The sequence below is a fragment of the Myroides indicus genome, from assembly GCF_004364575.1.
Classification (GTDB): domain Bacteria; phylum Bacteroidota; class Bacteroidia; order Flavobacteriales; family Flavobacteriaceae; genus Flavobacterium; species Flavobacterium indicum_A.
Map to the genome: position 1 here is coordinate 19,769 of NZ_SOAG01000015.1, position 18,570 is coordinate 38,338.

Here is an 18,570-nt window from a genome sequence, read left to right on the forward strand (position 1 = left end):
GACAAGGTATTAATTTTGACATATAATTAGGTATTAGGTATTAGGTATTAGGTATTAGGTATGAGTGTTATTTATTTATTAATCAGTATCAGCGTATTCGTAGCTGGACTATTCCTGTATTTTTTTATTAAGTCTGTCAAAAGCGGTCAATTTGATGATGCTTATACACCCTCAGTGCGTGTACTGTTTGACGATGAAGTAAAAAAAGATTTACAGCCATCCCAAAAGAAATCGAAAAAAGAAGAAACATTTAAAGAAAATCAAATATAAACAAGTATGGAAGTGCAACAATTTTATTATGACAACAAAGTTGTAAAGAAGTTTCTTTATGCGACTATCTTTTTTGGCGCAGTAGGGATGCTGGTAGGTTTATTGTTGGCAGTGATGTTTATATTCCCTAACCTGACTGACGGTATTTCGTGGTTAAGTTTTGGAAGATTACGTCCGCTGCATACAAACGCCGTTATCTTTGCTTTTGTAGGAAACGCTATCTTTGCAGGTATTTACTACTCTTTACAGAGACTGTGTAAAGCCAGAATGTACAGTGATGTTTTAAGTAATATTCACTTTTACGGCTGGCAGCTAATCTTAATCGGTGCAGTAATTACGCTCCCTTTAGGGTTTACATCTTCAAAAGAATATGCTGAATTAGAATGGCCTATTGATATTGCCATTGCCATTGTCTGGGTTGTTTTTGGTATTAATATGATAATGACAATTATCAAGCGAAGAGAAAGACATATATATGTAGCAATCTGGTTCTACTTAGCAACTTTCGTGACCGTAGCGGTATTACATATATTTAATTCGCTGGAATTGCCTGTCAGTGCCTTTAAATCATATTCAGTGTATGCAGGAGTTCAGGATGCACTGGTGCAGTGGTGGTACGGACATAATGCCGTGGCGTTTTTTCTTACAACACCTTTTTTAGGGCTGATGTACTATTACCTGCCAAAAGCAGCTAACAGACCTGTATATTCTTACAGATTGTCTATCATTCACTTTTGGTCTTTAATCTTCTTATATATTTGGGCAGGTCCGCACCATTTGTTGTATTCCGCACTTCCGGAATGGGCACAAAATTTAGGAGTTGTATTCTCCGTAATGTTGATTGCACCCTCTTGGGGAGGTATGATTAACGGATTATTGACCTTGAGAGGAGTTTGGGATAAAGTAAGAGTTGACCCAGTTTTAAAATTCTTTGTAGTAGGTATTACAGGATACGGAATGGCTACGTTTGAAGGTCCAATGTTATCTCTTAAAAATGTGAATGCTATTGCCCATTATACAGACTGGATTGTGGCACACGTACACGTTGGAGCACTAGCGTGGAATGGGTTTATGACTTTTGGAATGATCTATTGGCTAATTCCGCGAATGGTAAAAACAGAAATGTATTCAAGAGCTTTGGCTGGATTCCATTTTTGGATCGGTACGCTGGGAATCATTCTATATACAATCCCGTTATATGTTGCAGGGTTCTCTCAGCATTTGATGTGGAAAGATTTTAATCCGGACGGAACATTGAAATACGGAAACTTTCTTGAAACAGTAACAGCTATTATGCCGATGTATGCCATGAGAGCTATTGGAGGGACGCTTTATTTAGTGGGAGTTTTTGTTCTGATTTACAACGTGTATAAAACGGTAAAAGCAGGAAAAGCTGTTGAAGATGAATTGGCAGAAGCACCCGCATTGACAAGAATTTCTACCGGAAGATTAAAAGGAGAAGGATGGCATACCTGGTTAGAAAGAAGACCGGTTCAGTTTACAATATTGACAACAATAGCTATTTTAATTGGTGGAGTAGTTCAGATTATTCCGACCATCTTTGTAAAATCAAATATTCCAACAATTACCAGTATAAAACCTTATACACCGCTTGAATTGGAAGGGAGAGATTTATATATCAGAGAAGGGTGTGTGGGCTGTCATTCGCAAATGATCCGTCCTTTCCGTTCAGAAGTTGAGCGCTATGGAGAGTATTCAAAATCAGGAGAATATGTATATGACCATCCTTTCTTGTGGGGATCAAAAAGAACAGGACCGGATTTAATGCGCGTTGGAGGAAAATATTCAGACAACTGGCATTACAATCACATGTACGATCCTCAATCTACATCTCCAAATTCTATTATGCCGGGATATAAATGGATGTTTGCGAACAAAGCAGCTGATTATTCTAACATAGAAAAGAAAATGGAAGTGATGAGAACCTTAGGCGTTCCATACACAGACGAAGATATTGCTCAAGCAAGAGAAACAATGAAAGAACAGGCTGAGCAGATTGCTATTAATTTAGAAAATGATCCTGACTATGTGAAATCTTATGAGGATAGTCAAAAAAGAGCTCAGGTCAAAGGTGAAGAGTTTGTTCCGATGAGCGATCGCGAGATAGTAGCTTTAATAGCTTACTTACAAAGGTTAGGTACAGATATTAAAGAAAGAGTAGAAGAATAACATTAAAAGCTAAATGATTATGCTGAAGTTTATAAAACATACCATGGATACAATAGGAGGAATTGAAATATACCCTATTATATCGCTGCTTATATTCTTTACTTTTTTTGTGTTGCTTTTTATATGGGTTGCTACTTATAAAAAAGAAACTATAAAAGAATTGAGTAATATGCCTTTTATGGATGATGAAAAGCAAATTATTGATACAAAATCCGAAAAATTATGAAAAAGTTTTTTCCAGTATATGTAAGAGTTCCTTTGTTATTCGGGCTGTTCTTTGCAATTATAGAATGGCTGGGAGGAGGAACATTGAGTGAGCCAGCTTTTATGAAGCATCCGATGCTGATAGTATTGTTTGCCTTGTTTTTATTTGCATTAATTGCCGTTGAGGTAGTATCTGCAGCAACAAATAAAGTTTTGGACAGATTGATGACTTCGGAAGAGCGAGCCGAAAAAGAACGTTTGGCAGCCATTCCGTTTACAGAATCTCCTTGGGTTAAGAAGCTGTTGAAAAAACTGACTCGTTCTAAAGCAATTGAAGAGGAAAAAGAGTTGTTGATGGAGCATGATTATGACGGAATTAAAGAGTTGGACAATGAATTGCCGCCTTGGTGGGTAGGATTGTTTTATGCAACTATAATATTCTCTGTAATCTATTTGTTGAGATATCATGTATTTGAGGGAGACAATCAGATAGTTGAATTTGAAAAAGCAATGGCAGAAGCTAAAGAGCAGGTAGAAGCCTACAAAAAAAATGCTCCTGATATGTTAACGGCAGAACAAGCAAGATATTTAACAGATGCAGGAGATTTGGCAGCTGGTAAGCAGCTTTTTGACACCAATTGCGCGGTATGTCACAGAACAGATGGCGGAGGATCAATTGGACCTAATCTAACGGATGACCATTGGATTCTGGGAGGCGGAGTAAAAAATATATTTAATACCATTGCAGAAGGAGGTCGTCCGGGAAAAGGAATGGTACCTTGGAAAACAACGTTTAAGCCAGCGGAAATTGAAAAACTTACATCTTATGTAATTTCTTTAAACGGTACCACACCGGTAGAGCCAAAAGCGGCAGAAGGAGATATTGTTTGGTCAAAAGCGGAATTAGAAGATGCTGAAGGAACAGACGAGATGGATGCGGATGCAACAGAACAAGAGTAATGTTACTCGCAAAAAGGTTTTAAAAAAGGGAAAAGCCTTTTATAAAACTAAACTATAAATATAAAAAGCTGTCTAAATGTAATTGTTATAACAGAATGAAAAGGAGTCTTGTAATTTACCTAATAATCATTCGATGTGATATTTTATTTAACAAAAAACACTTTAGACGGCTTTTATTCTCAAAATAATTTGTTTTATGTCGGCAATAAAAGATGAGAGTTTTAGAGATTCAATAGGAACTATTGATAAAGAAGGAAAGAGAGCATGGGTTTTTCCTAAAAAGCCCTCAGGTTCATTTTATAATAAAAGAAAAATAGTTAGCTATTTATTGATTGTTTTTTTAATAGCGGCTCCTTTTATTAAAGTAAACGGAAATCAATTTTTACTATTTAATGTAATTGACAGGAAGTTTAATGTTTTTGGATTTCCATTTTGGCCTCAGGATTTTTATCTTGTGGTTATTTCGATGATTATCGGAGTAGTTTTTGTAACTTTATTTACTGTTTCTTTTGGACGTATTTTTTGTGGTTGGATTTGTCCGCAAACCATTTTTATGGAAATGGTTTTTAGACGTATTGAGTACTGGATAGACGGAGACAGAGGAGCACAGATAAGACTGAGGAAACAAAAATGGAATGCAGAAAAAATAAGAAAAAGAGGATTAAAGTGGTTTATATTTTTTGTGATTTCTTTTCTCATCGCCAATGTGTTTTTGGCTTATATAGTAGGAAGTGATGCTGTTTTTCAAATGATGAAAGACGGACCGGGAAATCATATCGGAAATTTCTTTGGTCTGCTAATTTTTACAGGAGTATTTTATTTTGTTTTCACTTGGTTTAGAGAACAAGTATGTATAATAGCTTGTCCGTATGGGCGCTTGCAAGGTGTTTTATTAGATGATAAGTCTATTATAGTTGCCTATGATCACGTGCGGGGAGAGGGAGAAAAAGGAAGAGCAAAGTTTAAAAAAGGACAAGATAGAACAGAATTAGGGATAGGAGATTGTATTGATTGCAGGCAGTGTGTAAATGTTTGCCCTACCGGAATTGATATTAGAAATGGTACGCAGTTGGAATGTGTTAACTGTACTGCTTGCATTGATGAATGTGATCACATTATGGATAGCGTAGGTTTCCCAAGAGGATTAATAAGATACGCTTCAGAATCTGAGATTACAGAGAAAAAGAAATTTAAATTTACAGCTCGCCAAAAAGGATATACAGCGGTTTTAAGTATCCTAATACTTTTGCTAATAGGACTTTTGTTTCTTAGAACAGATGTAGAAGCGACTATATTGAGAGTGGCAGGACAAACTTATCAGCATAAAGGAGATAATATAAGTAATATATATACCTTTAAAGTAGTTAATAAAACAACTAAAGACTTTGATGATATTCATTTTGAATTAGAATCTCCTGAAAAAGGCGACATTATTTTGGTAGGAAAGGATATGATTAAAGTAGATAAAGAAGGATATTCAGAAGGAACTTTATTTGTAGAGATACCACAGTATCTATTGGAAAGCCATAGAACCAAAATAAAAATTAAGGTATATGACGGGGAAAAACTAATACAGACAACCTCTACTAATTTTTTAGGTCCGAGAACATTAGATTAACTCTAAAATAAATAAGATATGAAATTTAATTTTGGAACAGGTATCGTAATTGCAATGGCACTATTTATGATTTTTATTTTGCAATACGTCATAAGAGTGCAAGTGGATACAAGATATGATAATGAATTAGTGACAGAGAATTATTATCAACAAGAAATTGAGGTAGACGGGAGGCATGATAGAGAAGTTAGTGCTTTAAAACTCAGTAAACCTTTAAATATTGAAAGTACATCAGAAGGAATAAGAATATCTTTTCCCGATAATTTTGACTATACTAAAATAAATGGAAAAATATCCCTATACAGACCATCTAACCAGAGATTAGACTTTGACAAAGCTATATCATTGTCTTCTTCCAATTTGCTCATACCTAAATCAGCGCTGGTAGATGGTCGTTGGGATATTGCTATAGAATGGTCGTACGAAGATAAAGAATATAGAAACACGGAGCAACTTACAGTAAAATAATCAGGGTTTGGTAACAGCAATTATTTTAGGGTTAATCAGCAGCTTGCATTGTATCGGGATGTGTGGTCCTATTGCAATGATGCTGCCTGTCAGCCAAAAAAATGCTTCAAAAAAAGTCATGCAGATATTTGCCTATCATATAGGAAGAATATCTGCATATTCTATTTTAGGGTTTGTTTTCGGTATTTTTGGGAAAGGATTTTTTTTAGCCGGACTTCAACAGCAATTATCAATAATAGCAGGTTTTTTAATGATTCTTTTTGTACTTATTCCACAAAATAAACTGGGGGAACTTAATTTTTTGCAACCATTTTATAAAGTTGTTACTAAACTCAAACAAAAGCTTGGAAGTCAATTTAAAAAACAAAGCTTTAGATCTCTTTATCTCATAGGTTTTTTTAACGGATTTCTGCCTTGCGGAATGGTTTATGTAGCTCTATTTGGAGCCTTAGCAACACAAAGCGTTTTTTTAGGCATGCTGTATATGATTTTGTTTGGCATAGGAACAATTCCGCTGATGAGTTCTGTTGTATATATACGAAATTTATTTTCAGAAAAGGCAAGATCTAACATTATGCGGTATTATCCTTTTGTTATTGTTTTATTCGGAATGATGTTTATAATTAGAGGATTAGGATTGGATATTCCATTTCTCTCTCCGAATACTTTAAATCTTTTTGTTAGAGGAGAGGCAATATGTTGATTATTTTCTTTTAAAAATGTGACTTTTACCCTTTGGTGTTGTCTCAATATCAAACAAACAATTTTAAAGACAGTTTCTCTGTCTTAAAAAATGCTATGAAAAAGAAGGTTTGTTGAAAGGTGTTTTACTATTAAATATTTCAATATTTAATGGTGTTAATGTAGAAAGAGAACAAAAGTTGTTCTCTTTTTGTTATTACAATACCAAAACATCAAATTCGTGATTTAAAGGATTCAGTTTTTGAAATAATTTTTCAATTAGATAATCTCCGCATTCTTTATAGAATTCAGAAAAATTAACTACTCTTTCCTGTAGATTATTATTAGGAAATAATTCAGTATGTAAAAGTGTAATGCGTCCCAATTGTTCCTTGTGATTTTTCTTTTCGGCTTTTTTTAATCGTTTTTCGAGATTGTTTAGTCCTTTGAGTTGCTTGGCTTCTTGTGCTAGTACTGCTCCTATAAAGGATTTGTCAGTTTGTTGGGCAATAGTTTTTAGCTCTTCAAACTGCGTATTTAAAAATTCCTTTTGTTTATTGAAATTAAACTGAATTTGAGAAAGCTCCTGTGTTTTATCATGGATTAACCGATCTGCCTTTTTAAACAAATCCTGCCATGTCAGATTTAGCTGTTCAGCCTTTTTTCGTTGCTTTTGATTAATTAGTAGTACAGAATTCCTAAGTAGCAATATAGGGAAAGTAATTTCATTAGCATTAAACATTTGTTTTAATTCAAACCAATACGCTAATTCTCCTCCTCCGCCAATATAACAGAGGTTGGGAAGAATCACTTCCTGATATAATGGTCTTAGAATGACATTTGGACTAAATCTTTCGGGATATTTTTTTAATTCTTCAAGAATTTCATCTTGTTTAAACTCAATAGATGTATTATTTACTTTGTAAATATCGTTTTGATATACAATTCGCTCTCTTAACTTGTCTGTAATATAAAATAGGTTGATTTCTCTCGGGTTAACCTGAATAGTGTATTCTTTAAGTAAATTAAAGCTCTTTTCAACTTCGATAATATTTCTTTGATAAATCAGCTCTTTTTCAATATAAGGCGAAAATAGCTGTTTTAACTCTCGATGATCTCCGTCAATAATAACCAATCCATAGTCTCCAAATAATTCATTTGCCAGAAACCTGGTTGCTTCAGCAAGATTGTAGTTGTTCAAATAAGCTTGTTCAAAGAGTTTTATTATTTTTTGCGCATTATTTCCCAACCCTATGTGGCTTTTAAAAACTTCTAAAACTTTTTCTAAACCTTTAGTATCCAATCTTCCCACGGGACCTTTGCTGTCTTTATTCCAACAAATTACTTTTTCTTCAAACATAAAGTGGTTGATTTCTTCAAAATCATGATCTTCTGTTGCCATCCAATATACTGGTACAAAATGATGGCCTGGATAAGATATGTTGAGTTTTTCGGAAAGATTAATTGTCGAAATTATTTTATATAAAAAATAAAGCGGACCGGTAAATAAGTTAAGCTGATGTCCGGTAGTTATAGTATAAGTATTGCTATCACTTAAGGCGTTTATGTTATTAAGTGTTTTATTACTGGGTTTAATTTTTGAATATTGTTCTGTAAGAACTCTGTGTAAAATTTGGCGATTTATCGTCGGAAAATTCAGTTCTTTTTCTTCTATCTGCTTTTTAAAGTTTTCAATAGTTGGAAACCGATTATATAGAGATGCTATTGATTTTTCTTGATTCAAGTAATCAATTATCAGTTTTGAAAAATAACCAGAATTTTGAAAAGTAACAGAATTTAATGACATAAATATTTTTTTTCTGCTAATTTAAAGAAAATTAAGACACCTTATTTATGCTTTAACTAGAGGTTAGTATATTTGTTTGCTCTTCAACAAAAAGTATTCTCTTTCTTGAAGAGAAAATATTTATAAGAAGTTGGTTTAAGTCTTGTTGCAAATGAAATGTTATTAAACAAGATTAAGAAAGAGGAAATAAAATAATAATTGAAATACTAAATCATATTTTGAATAGAATCGTCAGATTTATACATAGAAAATTCGGTATAAATAATGGTATTTAAAACAGAAATGATACAAGTCGTTACTGCTAAAATATTTTGAATCGTCTGTGCAAATGACAAGTGAGGTATACACCATGCTAATATTAGTAAAAAACATCCTGAACTTAACATGCACATTCCGCTGGCTTTTTGAGCAAGAGACCAATTCTCTGTATTTTCAATTGATTTTTGACTTCTGTATCCCCAAAGTCCAATTTTTTTAAAAGGGAAAAAGGTATTAATAAATCCTAAACATAAAAAAATAATCCCGACAACATAAAGTTCTTTCATGATTCTTAGTAACAATTATAGTTTTTTGGTTTGTAATAGATTACTAAAGTAAATAAAAAAACATATTACGCAATATGTTTGGTTATAATAATTTAAAATTTAACTATAAATACATTAATGATAAAAATACATAGTATTTGTTGTTGTTTTTGTTTTCAGGTTAGTTTTTAGCGTTAAAAAGTAGTGCGTTTTTAGCGATGTTTTTTCATACTAACAAAAACTTATGATTTTTGAGTACTTTTTCTGTGGTATAAATAAGACTGCCAAAAATTATGGCAAGAGTAATCCAGTCATTATTTATTGGAATAAAGTAGGTTGATAAATCCCTTAAAATTGTAATGATTCCTGTTTCTATTGCTCTTTTGGAACTATATTTTTGCGAAAAGTCTCACGATTTCTTATCTTTACTCGAGGCAGAAGTTTTATAACAGATAAACCAGTTGGGATTTTTAGTGGATAAAAGAATATCAACATTCCTAATGAAATGAAAAATAATACCGGCAAAGCATAATTCATTATTCGTGTTGTAAAAGTTTATTTAGTTGTTTTTCAGTTTTAAATTTAATTAATAAAATAGCTAAAACGTTGCAAAATACCATAATTCCTATTTCGACAAATATGTTAAGTGAAACAGAGAAAAACGCTGCCGAAAGTAAAATTCCGATAATCCCAGTTCGAATCAGAAACATAGTAAATAAACGTTGTGCAAAGCTCCAGCTTTGTTGATTAGTATGTGCTTTTTTACTGTGATAGCCGTAAAATAAATTAGTTTTTTGAGATGGATAAAGTCGCATTATTATTCCGTTGATAATCAAAAAACAACAAGATAATGAAATTTGTATCAATTTTTTAGCTGATTAAGTTTGACCCAATATATGATTGATTTCTTTCGGTTTTTGTGTTCCAATGACAAATGTTTTGCCATTTTTAAGCTTTATAAACAATCCTTTGTTTCCTTTTATATTATAAACGGTTCTATATTTCATTGTAAATCGAATTCCCCAACCATCTACAAAACCGTAATTAATAATTTTATACGTTTCTATTTCGCTGAAAGAAAATGTGTGTTTTAACACGGGAAAAAAATGAAACAAAATTGTTTTATTGGTGATTATAGTTTTTAAATTGAATCATATAAAAGAAAGTAATAATTGCAATTGAAAACAATATCAATAAAATTAAACTGGCGTTAGTCTTCGGTTTTTCACCAAAGGGTTCTCCTAAAATAACTTGTTTTTACAAAATCGATAAGTGGAAATACATATGTTAATATAATAAATATCCAAAGCCACCATTGGTTAAACTTTTGTTTTTCGCTGAATAGGAGTTACATAATTATTTAACTTTTTCGTTTAACCATGTTTTTATATCTTCTAAGACTTTTGGTTCTATTGTAGTGTCAATAGAACCGTATTCACCTGGTAAACCTATTTTGGCTGTTTGAAATAGATGATTTAATCCTTCGTATGAAATAATCTTTAAATTCTCTTTTATTTTTAAGCCTTTGTTAATTCCAGCTAAATTTTCTGCACTTGTTACTTGTAAATCTTTTGTACCATTTATCGCTAAGACTTTACAGTTGATTTTTGGCAGATAATCCATTGGGTTAAATAATAGCAATTGACGAAAATGATCAGTATACAAGCCTTTTATTTGTTTATCCAATTCTTTATTACTTAAATCTTTAAAATAAACTGTCGTTTTAAAATACTCTTTTAATTCTTCATCAGCTTTTTCTTTTGAATCATTTTTCATAATGATTTCATAAGTTTTTTCGTTTAGTTCTTTATTCAAAGTACGTGTGAATTCTGGAATTTCCATTGCTTTTGAAAGGGCATCGTTTTGAAGTACCATTAATTCGCTTCCTTTAATTCCTGGACTTGCCATTAAAATGATAAAATTTAAAGAACTGTCTTCTGCTGCAATAATTTGTGCAACTTGTCCACCTTCACTATGTCCTAAAATACCGATTTTTTTAGAATCAATTTCATTTCTTCCTTTTAAATAAGCAATAGCAGCTTTGGTATCATTTGCAAAATCAAATACAGTAGCCTTAGCAAAATCCCCTTCAGAAGTAGCAATTCCGCGTTTATCATATCTTAAAACAGCATATCCGTTTTTAGTTAAATAATCTGCAATAACTAAAAAAGGCTTATGATCAAAGACTTCTTCATCTCGATTATTGGGACCGCTTCCCGAAACTAAAACCACGGCAGGAAATTTACCTTTTCCGCTTGGCGTTGTTAAGGTTCCTGTTAATTTAATTCCGGCTTCTTTGTTTCCAAATGTAATATCTTCAGATTTATAATCAAACGGGGGTTTGGGGTCTTGCGGGCGGTTTCGTTTAAATTCGCCTTTTATTAAGTTTAAAGAAAATGATTGACCGCCTTGTGTAAAAGTTCCTTGAATGTTTTGTCTATTTGTAAGTTGTCCTTCATACGTCATCATCATTTTAGGATGCTTTAAATAAAGTGTTTTATTTTCAAACCGAATTTCGGGAATTTCAATGTTAAAGCCACCTTGATCAGGGCTGTCAAAAGTAGCTTTTAATTGATTGTTTTCATTTGTTATATGTAATACAAAGGAAAGATTTTGTGCTGGAATTTCAATTTTTCCATTCCAAGTTCCTTCAATTTTAGTATTAAGCTTCTCTTTGGTATATTGCTGTGCCTGCCCTAAAAAAGTACTGACAATAAAAATAAAAAGATAGATAAAGGCTTTCATAAACTATAAAATAATAAGATTAATATAAGGTAGTTAGTAATCGGGTTGGAATAATATCTGTTATTAATATGAGAAGAATAAACAGAATAATTTGTGATGTTTTTTTGAGATGCGTTGCTGTTTTAAAGCCTTGATATATATAATAGCCAAATCCGATGAGAAATAATACTATCAATAAACCAAAAATCGTGAAGACTATCAAAGACATTAAGGGAATAGATAAATTAGTAAATTCAGAGGTATTAGTTATTTTTTCTATCAAAGGTTCTGTAATATTATTCATATAGCCATTTATAGAGAATAGAATAGGAATATATAATGGAATCCTTGCAATGAGTACTGTATTTAAGATATCAATAAAGCGCGTTTTTGAATTGATGTATTTACCCAATGCAAATAATACTAAGCTCATTAATAAAGTAGAGATAATATTATCTGCAATAATCTGAAAGAAATTAGGGTATTCTGTAGTCTCGACTGTTTTTAGAATTGCAATTTGTCTGCATTTTGACAATAATTGTAATAGGGAAAAGACTAATGCCGTACTAATGCCAATTAATAATAATTGTTTTTCCTGAAATTTTTCGAATGGTTTGGTAATGAATTTTATCATAATTGTTTGGTTCAAGTTATTCATTTTTTAGTTTTTGTAGTCGTTCAATAATGTCATCTAGTTTATTTCTTACCGTAGGATAGCTGATATTCATTTGTTGTGCCATTTGTTTCAGACTTCCGCTGGTCATAAAAAACTGCAAAACAAAATCAAGTTCGTCTTGCGGAAGCTTTAGAAGTAGAGGAAGGGCAAAAGACCCCGAAACACCGGTTTGGCATTTTTCACAGGAAAGCTGGGTAACGCGAAGTTCGTTTTCGCAACTCGGACAAAGTATAGGTAGTTTGTTTTTTGTATTCATTGTTTAATTTTATTAAGTCAAAAGTAAATAAAATTAAATAAAAACAAAAATAAAGTTATTTTTAATTGAATTCAAAAAGAAAATAATAAAAAAAGCTGACCAATTTAGTCAGCTTTTTTATTTATAAATTTTTCTTAATAATAAGAGGAATACTCATTGTTGTATTCACTATAAGGGTATAAGTTGTTTATTTCGATAGCTTTAGATAAGATAGGATTTAGTTCAAGATTATCTTTTTTAATTTTAGCTTCCATGTTAAACTCTATTGTTTTAGTAGTGTTATTTACAACTTGAAGTTTTAAAATATCCTTATTCACGCTTACAACGGTGTGTGTATCGGAATCTCCATAAGCATAAGAATAATCAAAACTTTGAATAGCTACAGTTCCTGTTATAAGTTTACCTTTATTAATAGTGGCTTTGTATTTTATCTTTCCATTTTCGTAATACTCAAAGTTTCCGTTCAGGCGATTGCTGTCATCCATTTCGTATTTATAGATAATGTTTCCATCGGTATCATAAACAAAGCGATTGAAGTTTCCGTTTTCGAGTATTTTTTCTTCAAATACGAGTGTATCTGTATCATAAAAAATTTGTTTCGAAATCTTATTTCCCTCTTCGTAAGTTATTTTTATCAGCGAATAATAACTCTCTTTTGAAATATACGTACCCGAATAAGGTTGTCCGTCTTTGTAGATTAGAGTAGAAATAACTTCTCCTTCATCATCATAAAATACGGCTTCTCCGCCGGCAATATCATTTACATACGGAATAGAGCTTTGAATAATTCCGTTGCTAAATAGTTCTTCTTTTGTCTTCTCTCCGTTTTGATAATATGTTTTTGAGTAAATCTCGTTGTTATAAGTACTGATTTCAACACCATCTTTTTGTCCGTTTTTATATTCTGTTTCGGTTGAAAGGTAGCTGTCTTTTTCATATACTTTTCCCGAAAAAGGTTTGCCATTTCTATATATTGCAGTAGACATTAATTCTTCTTCAGAGCTGTAAAATTTACCTTCTTTGTTGTAATCAATTTCACAAAATAGATATATATCAGCACTATTTTCCGTCCACCATGAAGAGTTTTCCAGCTCATACTGTTTTTTGTATTGAATAACACCACCTTTATATTTTTCTATTAATTGTATTTTTCCATCTGCAAAAAAATCATATTTAGTGCCTTCTTTTTCACCAGGAGCAAATGTACTTAGTAGTTTCCCCTCTTCATTAAAATACGTTATTAAGTCAGGTTCATAAGCGTATGAATTTTCCCGATATATTTCTTCTTTTTGTTTGGTGCCATTCGGATAAAAGTTAACTTTCTTAACAAGCGTGTTATTGTTGTAAAAATTTTCTTCTTCCAAGACAGTAGCATCGTTATATTTGGAATAACTAGCTGTGTACTCTACTATTCCTTCTTTGTATTTATATAAGGTGGTAATATTCTCCCCATCGTTATAGTACAAGCTGCCATTATACGGATTGTTGTATCCGTATTCACTTTTTTTATACGTTAGTCTGCCAAGTTCCTTGCCGTTTTTATCGTAATATATAGATTGACTGTTATCAGTTTTTTCAAATATTCTGCCATTAGAATACAAAGATGTTTTTTCGATTATTTGTCCGTCTTTATATACTGTAGTAGCATATTGTTCATATTGTGTACCATTTTGAGGATAATAGCCCTGTTCATCGTAAGTTAATTCACCTTTTAAAGTTCCGTTTTTATCAAAATATTCTATTTTGGTAATGTATTCATCTTTATAATACGATATATTCTCAATGTTGTTTTGCTCATCTGTATAATAGAGTATTTTCTTTTTAGAAGCATTGTTTTCGTAAGTGTAAATATAGCTTATCAAATCAGGATTATTTCCATACGTATCAAAACCAACTAAAGTTCCGTTTTGATTGAGCGGATAATCGTTTTCGTCCAGTGTTGCAGAATATTTACCGATAACTTTTCCGTCTTTATCGTAAAATGTTTGTATTTTTTCATGGTTTAGTATCTCGCTTTCGGATTTAATTTTTTCATTTTGGTAAAATTCCTGAGATGAAACTAGAGTTTTGTCTTCATAAGTTACAAATGAAAGCAGGGAAAAGTTTTCTGTATTTATATTGGTTACAATTCCGTCAACAGGCATACCATCGAAATAAGTGGCTTCAGCAACTATCTTTCCGTTTCTGTCATAATAAGTTTCTTTTTTGATATTGTTTTGCTCGTCAAATTCGTAGGAAATTCTGTGCTTTTGATTGTTGGCATCAATAATTATGTAGGTAGAAAAATGACCTTCATTTACCTCAATTTGGAAATATGTATTTTGCCATTTTTGAAAGGCTTTTCCGTTATAAAGAGAACCGTTTAAAAATTCACCCTCGTATTTTTCTCCTGTATAAGGATTTGTGGAAAAAATTTTACTGATTTGTCCCTCTTCGTAAAGATAAGTAGATTCTTCTTTTCCTTGCGGAGAATAATATTTGAGCTCTCCTTGGTAAGTTAATATATCACTACTATCTCTATATCCCTGACCTTTGGATTGCAATATATTTGTTTTGGAGTTGTATTCCTCAATATTTAAAAGATTGCTTTCATTTTCCGAAGTAAAAACTTTATACGTTTCGGCTGCGTTAGAATCTGTACTGTAGCCATATTTATCAAACCAAAGCGTATCTTTTACAGTCTGAGAAAATGCTGAAGCAGAGAAGAGTAAGGTAATCGGAATTAATTTTTTGTACATAGTTTGTTTTTTTGCTAATTGGCTGTAAAAATAAAAAAGTCCTCTTAAAAAAGAGGACTTCGTCTAAAGTTTTAATTAAAATTTATTTTTAATATAATATTTACTGTCTAAATCATCATAGTCATCATCTGTTAGAGGTTTGGGTTTAGGTTTTTTAGTTGCCACTCTTTTTTTCCACATTTCATAATCATCGGTGGAAAACCTCTTTTTCATAATGTCTGTAACTTCTTTTTCGTTAAGTCCAAACTCATTTCTAATTGCTTCGAAAGGTTTCTTTTCCTCTCTTGCCATAGTTACAATACGATCTAATGTTTCGTTATCTAACTCAATGTTCTTTCCCTTTTTCATTGGATGAAAGTTAATCTCGATTTTTTAATAGTTAATAATTTTATTTCAATATTAATAAAAAAAATGAAATGTTCAACACTATTCAAAAAAAATATTTAAATAAGGATTTTATATGTAAAGTTTTGTATGTTAATTAGTTGTTTGTTTTTCTTTAAATAATAAAGGGCTATTCATTAATACAATGGAAGATAAGATAATCAAAATTCCCAACCATTGTATAAAAATTACATTTTCTCCTAATAAAAAGAAGGCTACTGTCACAGAGGCAGGGAGTTCCAAAGAAGAAACGATGCTGCCTAGCCCAACTCCTGTGATCGGAAACCCCATATTTAAAAAAATAGGAGGTAAGATTGTTCCAAATAAAGATAGGAGGATTCCCCAAGAATAAAAGATGCGCCAGTCAAAGTCGCGAACACTTGAACTGTTATCTGAAAAAGATTGATAAAATAAATACATTTTTTCAAAATTATTTGGACCTATTTGTGTAATAAAAGCAAAAAGGAGAACAATTGCACTGGCACCAAAGAGCATAAACATGGTTCGTTTTGGGGCTGCCAAATGATTGGCTATTTCTCCTGTAGAATACATTGTGGCAGCAAACGAACAAGCTCCTAAAAAACCAAAAATAGCTCCTCTGTAATCTAATTGGATTTCGCTGCCTAAAACATTGGTTGCCAAAATTGTTCCGATAAGAATAAGAACAACACATGCTATTTTTAATTGAGAAGGAAAAGATTTGGTAATCAAACTTTCTATAACCACGCCGATCCAAACCGATTGCATCAAAAGTACAACGGCAATAGAGGCGTCAATATAGCTAACAGCAATATAATACAGTACAGAAGTTAGTCCGATTGATGTGCCGCCTAACATTAAATTTCGGATGTCTTTTAAAGACGGATCTATTTCATTCAGTTTCTTTTTTCGGCATAAATTGATAATAAAAACGCCTAAAAGACCTAATAAAACCTGAGCCAAAGTAACTTCAGCAGTTGTAAAACCTTCTTTATAAGCTAGTTTCACAAAAGATGCCAACATTCCGTAACTAGAAGCACCGATAGCTACCAAAAAAACTCCTTTAACTGTATTTTTCTCCTTCATAAGATATGCTTTGCAGTACAAAATTAGTTAATTATTCCCTAGATCTAAAAGATAAAGAGTATTACAAAAAAGACGGCAAACTATCTTTGCCGTCTTTGATTGATATTACCGTAAAGTAAAATATTCAGATTATTTAAGGTTTTTGAAACTTCTTTTTACAAAAGCGGTCAATTCTTCTCCTTTTAGTAAACCTTGTGAAAGTTTGGCTAAATCCAGGGCTTGTTTTATTTTCTCGTTTTTAACTTCCTCGTTGTTTTCACTAATCAAATCTGAAGCTAAATCAGAGTTTGTGTTAATGATCAAATTGTACATTTCCGGAAAATTACCCATTCCAAACATACCTCCACCACCGGTTTGACTCATTTCTTTCATCCTTCTCATAAATTCAGGCTGAGTGATAATAAATGGTTCTGCTGTACTGTCCATTGCTTCTAGCTTTACCGTATATTTTTCTTTTGGAATAATATTTTCAACAAAAGTTTGAAGGTTTTTTTGTTCGTCTTCCGACAATTTTGAAATCTGATTTTCTTCTTTTTTAATCAGGTTATTAATGTGATCTGCATCTACACGGGCAAAAGTCAGTTTTTCGTTGTCACTTTCTAGTTTTTGAATAAGGTGTGATACAATTGGAGAATCTAGTAATAATACCTGATACCCTTTTTCTTTAGCAGCAACTATATAGCTGTCTTGCAAATCTTTGTTTGAAGCATATAGAATAACCAGATTGCCATCTTTATCAGTTTGCAACTCTTTGGAGGCTTCTTTTAACTCTTCTAAAGTATAATATTTACCATCAACCGTCGGGTATAACATAAACGCTCCTGCTTTATCGTAAAACTTATCTTCAGAAAGCATTCCGTATTCCAAAACTATTTTTATATCGTTCCATTTGCTCTCAAAGTCAGCCCTGTTATCGTTAAATAATGATTTGAGTTTGTCAGCAACTTTACGCGTAATATAGTTGGAGATTTTTTTAACATTTCCATCTGCTTGCAAATAAGATCTCGAAACGTTTAACGGAATATCGGGAGAATCTATAACACCTTTCAGCATCGTTAAAAAATCAGGAACGATCCCTTCTACGTTATCGGTAACAAAAACCTGATTTTGGTATAACTGGATTTTGTCCTTTTGAATTTGCATATCCGCGTTTAATTTTGGAAAATAAAGTATTCCAGTCAAATTAAATGGATAATCAACATTAAGATGAATGTGAAATAAAGGGTCTTCAAACTGCATCGGATATAATTCGCGATAGAAATTTTTATAGTCCTCTTCTGTTAAATCAGCAGGTTGTTTTGTCCACGCCGGTGCCGGGTTATTGATAATTGTATCTACCGTTTTCTTGTCATCGCCTTCCCCTTCTTCATGAGTGCCAAACTTAATCGGTACAGGCATAAATTTGTTGTACTTGGTAAGCAGCTCTCGTATTTTGTAATCTTCTAAAAATTCGGTTGAATCTTCTGCAATGTGAAGGACAATTTCTGTTCCTCGGTCTGTCTTTTCTGTTTCTTCTAAACTGTATTCAGGACTTCCGTCACATGTCCAATGCGCTGCAGGCTCACCTTTGTAAGATTTTGTAAAAATTTCTACTTTGTCGGCAACCATAAAAGCAGAATAGAATCCTAAACCAAAATGACCTATTATTCCGGCATCTTTAGCAGTATCTTTATATTTTTCTAAAAACTCCTCTGCACCCGAAAAGGCAACTTGGTTAATATACTTTTCTACTTCTTCTTTCGTCATCCCGATTCCCTGATCAATGATGTGAAGCTTCTTATTTTCTTTATCTATCCTAACTTCTATAATAGGATTTCCGTATTCAACTTTTGCTTCGCCAATACTAGTCAGGTGTTTTAATTTTAGCGTTGCATCTGTAGCGTTAGATATTAACTCTCTTAAAAAAATTTCGTGATCGCTGTACAAGAACTTTTTGATAAGCGGAAAAATATTTTCCACTGTAACGTTAATTTTTCCAGATGTCATAATTATATTAATTAGATGT

At 32.1% G+C, this 18,570-nt stretch carries 18 protein-coding genes; 7 read left to right on the top strand and 11 right to left on the bottom strand.

Annotated features, from left to right (window positions below; translation table 11 throughout):
- The first annotated feature begins 60 nt into the window (after positions 1–60).
- The 7 genes from ccoS to C8P70_RS07395 all read left to right on the top strand — a co-directional run bounded on the left by ccoS (position 61) and on the right by C8P70_RS07395 (position 6,413).
- On the top strand, positions 61–270 hold the full coding sequence (gene ccoS, locus C8P70_RS07365; protein WP_133712698.1) for a cbb3-type cytochrome oxidase assembly protein CcoS: 210 nt from the start codon (positions 61–63) through the stop codon (positions 268–270).
- A gap of 6 nt (positions 271–276) precedes the next feature.
- Positions 277–2,460 (top strand): cytochrome-c oxidase, cbb3-type subunit I, encoded by a 2,184-nt coding sequence (ccoN, locus tag C8P70_RS07370; protein ID WP_133712699.1) that lies wholly within the window; start codon positions 277–279, stop codon positions 2,458–2,460.
- 19 nt (positions 2,461–2,479) lie between these two features.
- Positions 2,480–2,686 carry a CcoQ/FixQ family Cbb3-type cytochrome c oxidase assembly chaperone gene (locus C8P70_RS07375; RefSeq protein ID WP_133712700.1) on the top strand — a complete coding sequence of 69 codons (207 nt, stop codon included), beginning with the start codon at positions 2,480–2,482 and terminating at the stop codon, positions 2,684–2,686.
- Positions 2,683–3,624: a cbb3-type cytochrome c oxidase N-terminal domain-containing protein gene (locus tag C8P70_RS07380; RefSeq protein ID WP_133712701.1), complete on the top strand. Its 942-nt coding sequence runs from the start codon at positions 2,683–2,685 to the stop codon at positions 3,622–3,624. Before C8P70_RS07375 ends, C8P70_RS07380 begins: the two co-directional genes overlap by 4 nt.
- Before the next feature lie 196 nt (positions 3,625–3,820).
- On the top strand, positions 3,821–5,242 hold the full coding sequence (gene ccoG / locus C8P70_RS07385) for a cytochrome c oxidase accessory protein CcoG (protein ID WP_133712702.1): 1,422 nt from the start codon (positions 3,821–3,823) through the stop codon (positions 5,240–5,242).
- A gap of 18 nt (positions 5,243–5,260) precedes the next feature.
- The gene (locus C8P70_RS07390) at positions 5,261–5,710 is read left to right on the top strand and encodes a FixH family protein (protein ID WP_133712703.1); all 450 of its coding nucleotides are present in this window, start codon (positions 5,261–5,263) and stop codon (positions 5,708–5,710) included.
- Between the two features lie 7 nt (positions 5,711–5,717).
- On the top strand, positions 5,718–6,413 hold the full coding sequence (locus tag C8P70_RS07395; RefSeq protein ID WP_133712704.1) for a sulfite exporter TauE/SafE family protein: 696 nt from the start codon (positions 5,718–5,720) through the stop codon (positions 6,411–6,413).
- A gap of 195 nt (positions 6,414–6,608) precedes the next feature.
- Here the strand turns inward: C8P70_RS07395 and bshC are convergent, their stop codons facing one another.
- The 11 genes from bshC to htpG form a co-directional block, all read right to left on the bottom strand.
- The gene (gene bshC / locus C8P70_RS07400) at positions 6,609–8,198 is read right to left on the bottom strand and encodes a bacillithiol biosynthesis cysteine-adding enzyme BshC (RefSeq protein WP_133712705.1); all 1,590 of its coding nucleotides are present in this window, start codon (positions 8,196–8,198) and stop codon (positions 6,609–6,611) included.
- A gap of 206 nt (positions 8,199–8,404) precedes the next feature.
- Complete coding sequence (locus C8P70_RS07405; RefSeq protein ID WP_133712706.1) at positions 8,405–8,743, bottom strand: SdpI family protein; 339 nt, start codon at positions 8,741–8,743, stop codon at positions 8,405–8,407.
- A 515-nt stretch (positions 8,744–9,258) separates the two neighbouring features.
- The gene (locus tag C8P70_RS14240) at positions 9,259–9,537 is read right to left on the bottom strand and encodes an SdpI family protein (RefSeq protein ID WP_394346293.1); all 279 of its coding nucleotides are present in this window, start codon (positions 9,535–9,537) and stop codon (positions 9,259–9,261) included.
- A gap of 63 nt (positions 9,538–9,600) precedes the next feature.
- Positions 9,601–9,837: a hypothetical protein gene (locus C8P70_RS07415; RefSeq protein WP_133712708.1), complete on the bottom strand. Its 237-nt coding sequence runs from the start codon at positions 9,835–9,837 to the stop codon at positions 9,601–9,603.
- 241 nt (positions 9,838–10,078) lie between these two features.
- The gene (locus C8P70_RS07420; protein WP_133712709.1) at positions 10,079–11,467 is read right to left on the bottom strand and encodes an alpha/beta hydrolase family protein; all 1,389 of its coding nucleotides are present in this window, start codon (positions 11,465–11,467) and stop codon (positions 10,079–10,081) included.
- 19 nt (positions 11,468–11,486) lie between these two features.
- On the bottom strand, positions 11,487–12,104 hold the full coding sequence (locus C8P70_RS07425) for a hypothetical protein (protein WP_243832686.1): 618 nt from the start codon (positions 12,102–12,104) through the stop codon (positions 11,487–11,489).
- The gene (locus tag C8P70_RS07430; protein ID WP_133712710.1) at positions 12,097–12,378 is read right to left on the bottom strand and encodes a DUF2089 family protein; all 282 of its coding nucleotides are present in this window, start codon (positions 12,376–12,378) and stop codon (positions 12,097–12,099) included. The genes C8P70_RS07425 and C8P70_RS07430 overlap by 8 nt, the downstream gene beginning before the upstream one ends.
- Before the next feature lie 134 nt (positions 12,379–12,512).
- Positions 12,513–15,116: a toxin-antitoxin system YwqK family antitoxin gene (locus tag C8P70_RS07435; protein WP_133712711.1), complete on the bottom strand. Its 2,604-nt coding sequence runs from the start codon at positions 15,114–15,116 to the stop codon at positions 12,513–12,515.
- A 75-nt stretch (positions 15,117–15,191) separates the two neighbouring features.
- On the bottom strand, positions 15,192–15,464 hold the full coding sequence (locus C8P70_RS07440) for a DUF2805 domain-containing protein (RefSeq protein WP_133712712.1): 273 nt from the start codon (positions 15,462–15,464) through the stop codon (positions 15,192–15,194).
- 129 nt (positions 15,465–15,593) lie between these two features.
- On the bottom strand, positions 15,594–16,565 hold the full coding sequence (locus tag C8P70_RS07445) for an EamA family transporter (protein WP_133712713.1): 972 nt from the start codon (positions 16,563–16,565) through the stop codon (positions 15,594–15,596).
- A 129-nt stretch (positions 16,566–16,694) separates the two neighbouring features.
- A complete protein-coding gene (gene htpG / locus C8P70_RS07450; protein ID WP_133712714.1) occupies positions 16,695–18,551 on the bottom strand; it encodes a molecular chaperone HtpG in 1,857 nt (618 codons plus the stop codon).
- Positions 18,552–18,570 lie beyond the last annotated feature (19 nt).

Coding starts and splice junctions, on each gene's coding strand:
- C8P70_RS07375 (WP_133712700.1), top strand. CDS start 2,480: ATGCTGAAGTTTATAAAACATACCATGGATACAATAGGAGGAATTGAA.
- C8P70_RS07435 (WP_133712711.1), bottom strand. CDS start 15,116: ATGTACAAAAAATTAATTCCGATTACCTTACTCTTCTCTGCTTCAGCA.
- bshC (WP_133712705.1), bottom strand. CDS start 8,198: ATGTCATTAAATTCTGTTACTTTTCAAAATTCTGGTTATTTTTCAAAA.
- ccoS (WP_133712698.1), top strand. CDS start 61: ATGAGTGTTATTTATTTATTAATCAGTATCAGCGTATTCGTAGCTGGA.
- C8P70_RS07380 (WP_133712701.1), top strand. CDS start 2,683: ATGAAAAAGTTTTTTCCAGTATATGTAAGAGTTCCTTTGTTATTCGGG.
- C8P70_RS07445 (WP_133712713.1), bottom strand. CDS start 16,565: ATGAAGGAGAAAAATACAGTTAAAGGAGTTTTTTTGGTAGCTATCGGT.
- htpG (WP_133712714.1), bottom strand. CDS start 18,551: ATGACATCTGGAAAAATTAACGTTACAGTGGAAAATATTTTTCCGCTT.
- C8P70_RS07390 (WP_133712703.1), top strand. CDS start 5,261: ATGAAATTTAATTTTGGAACAGGTATCGTAATTGCAATGGCACTATTT.
- ccoN (WP_133712699.1), top strand. CDS start 277: ATGGAAGTGCAACAATTTTATTATGACAACAAAGTTGTAAAGAAGTTT.
- C8P70_RS07430 (WP_133712710.1), bottom strand. CDS start 12,378: ATGAATACAAAAAACAAACTACCTATACTTTGTCCGAGTTGCGAAAAC.
- C8P70_RS07420 (WP_133712709.1), bottom strand. CDS start 11,467: ATGAAAGCCTTTATCTATCTTTTTATTTTTATTGTCAGTACTTTTTTA.
- C8P70_RS07405 (WP_133712706.1), bottom strand. CDS start 8,743: ATGAAAGAACTTTATGTTGTCGGGATTATTTTTTTATGTTTAGGATTT.
- ccoG (WP_133712702.1), top strand. CDS start 3,821: ATGTCGGCAATAAAAGATGAGAGTTTTAGAGATTCAATAGGAACTATT.
- C8P70_RS07440 (WP_133712712.1), bottom strand. CDS start 15,464: ATGAAAAAGGGAAAGAACATTGAGTTAGATAACGAAACATTAGATCGT.
- C8P70_RS07425 (WP_243832686.1), bottom strand. CDS start 12,104: ATGAATAACTTGAACCAAACAATTATGATAAAATTCATTACCAAACCA.
- C8P70_RS14240 (WP_394346293.1), bottom strand. CDS start 9,537: ATGCGACTTTATCCATCTCAAAAAACTAATTTATTTTACGGCTATCAC.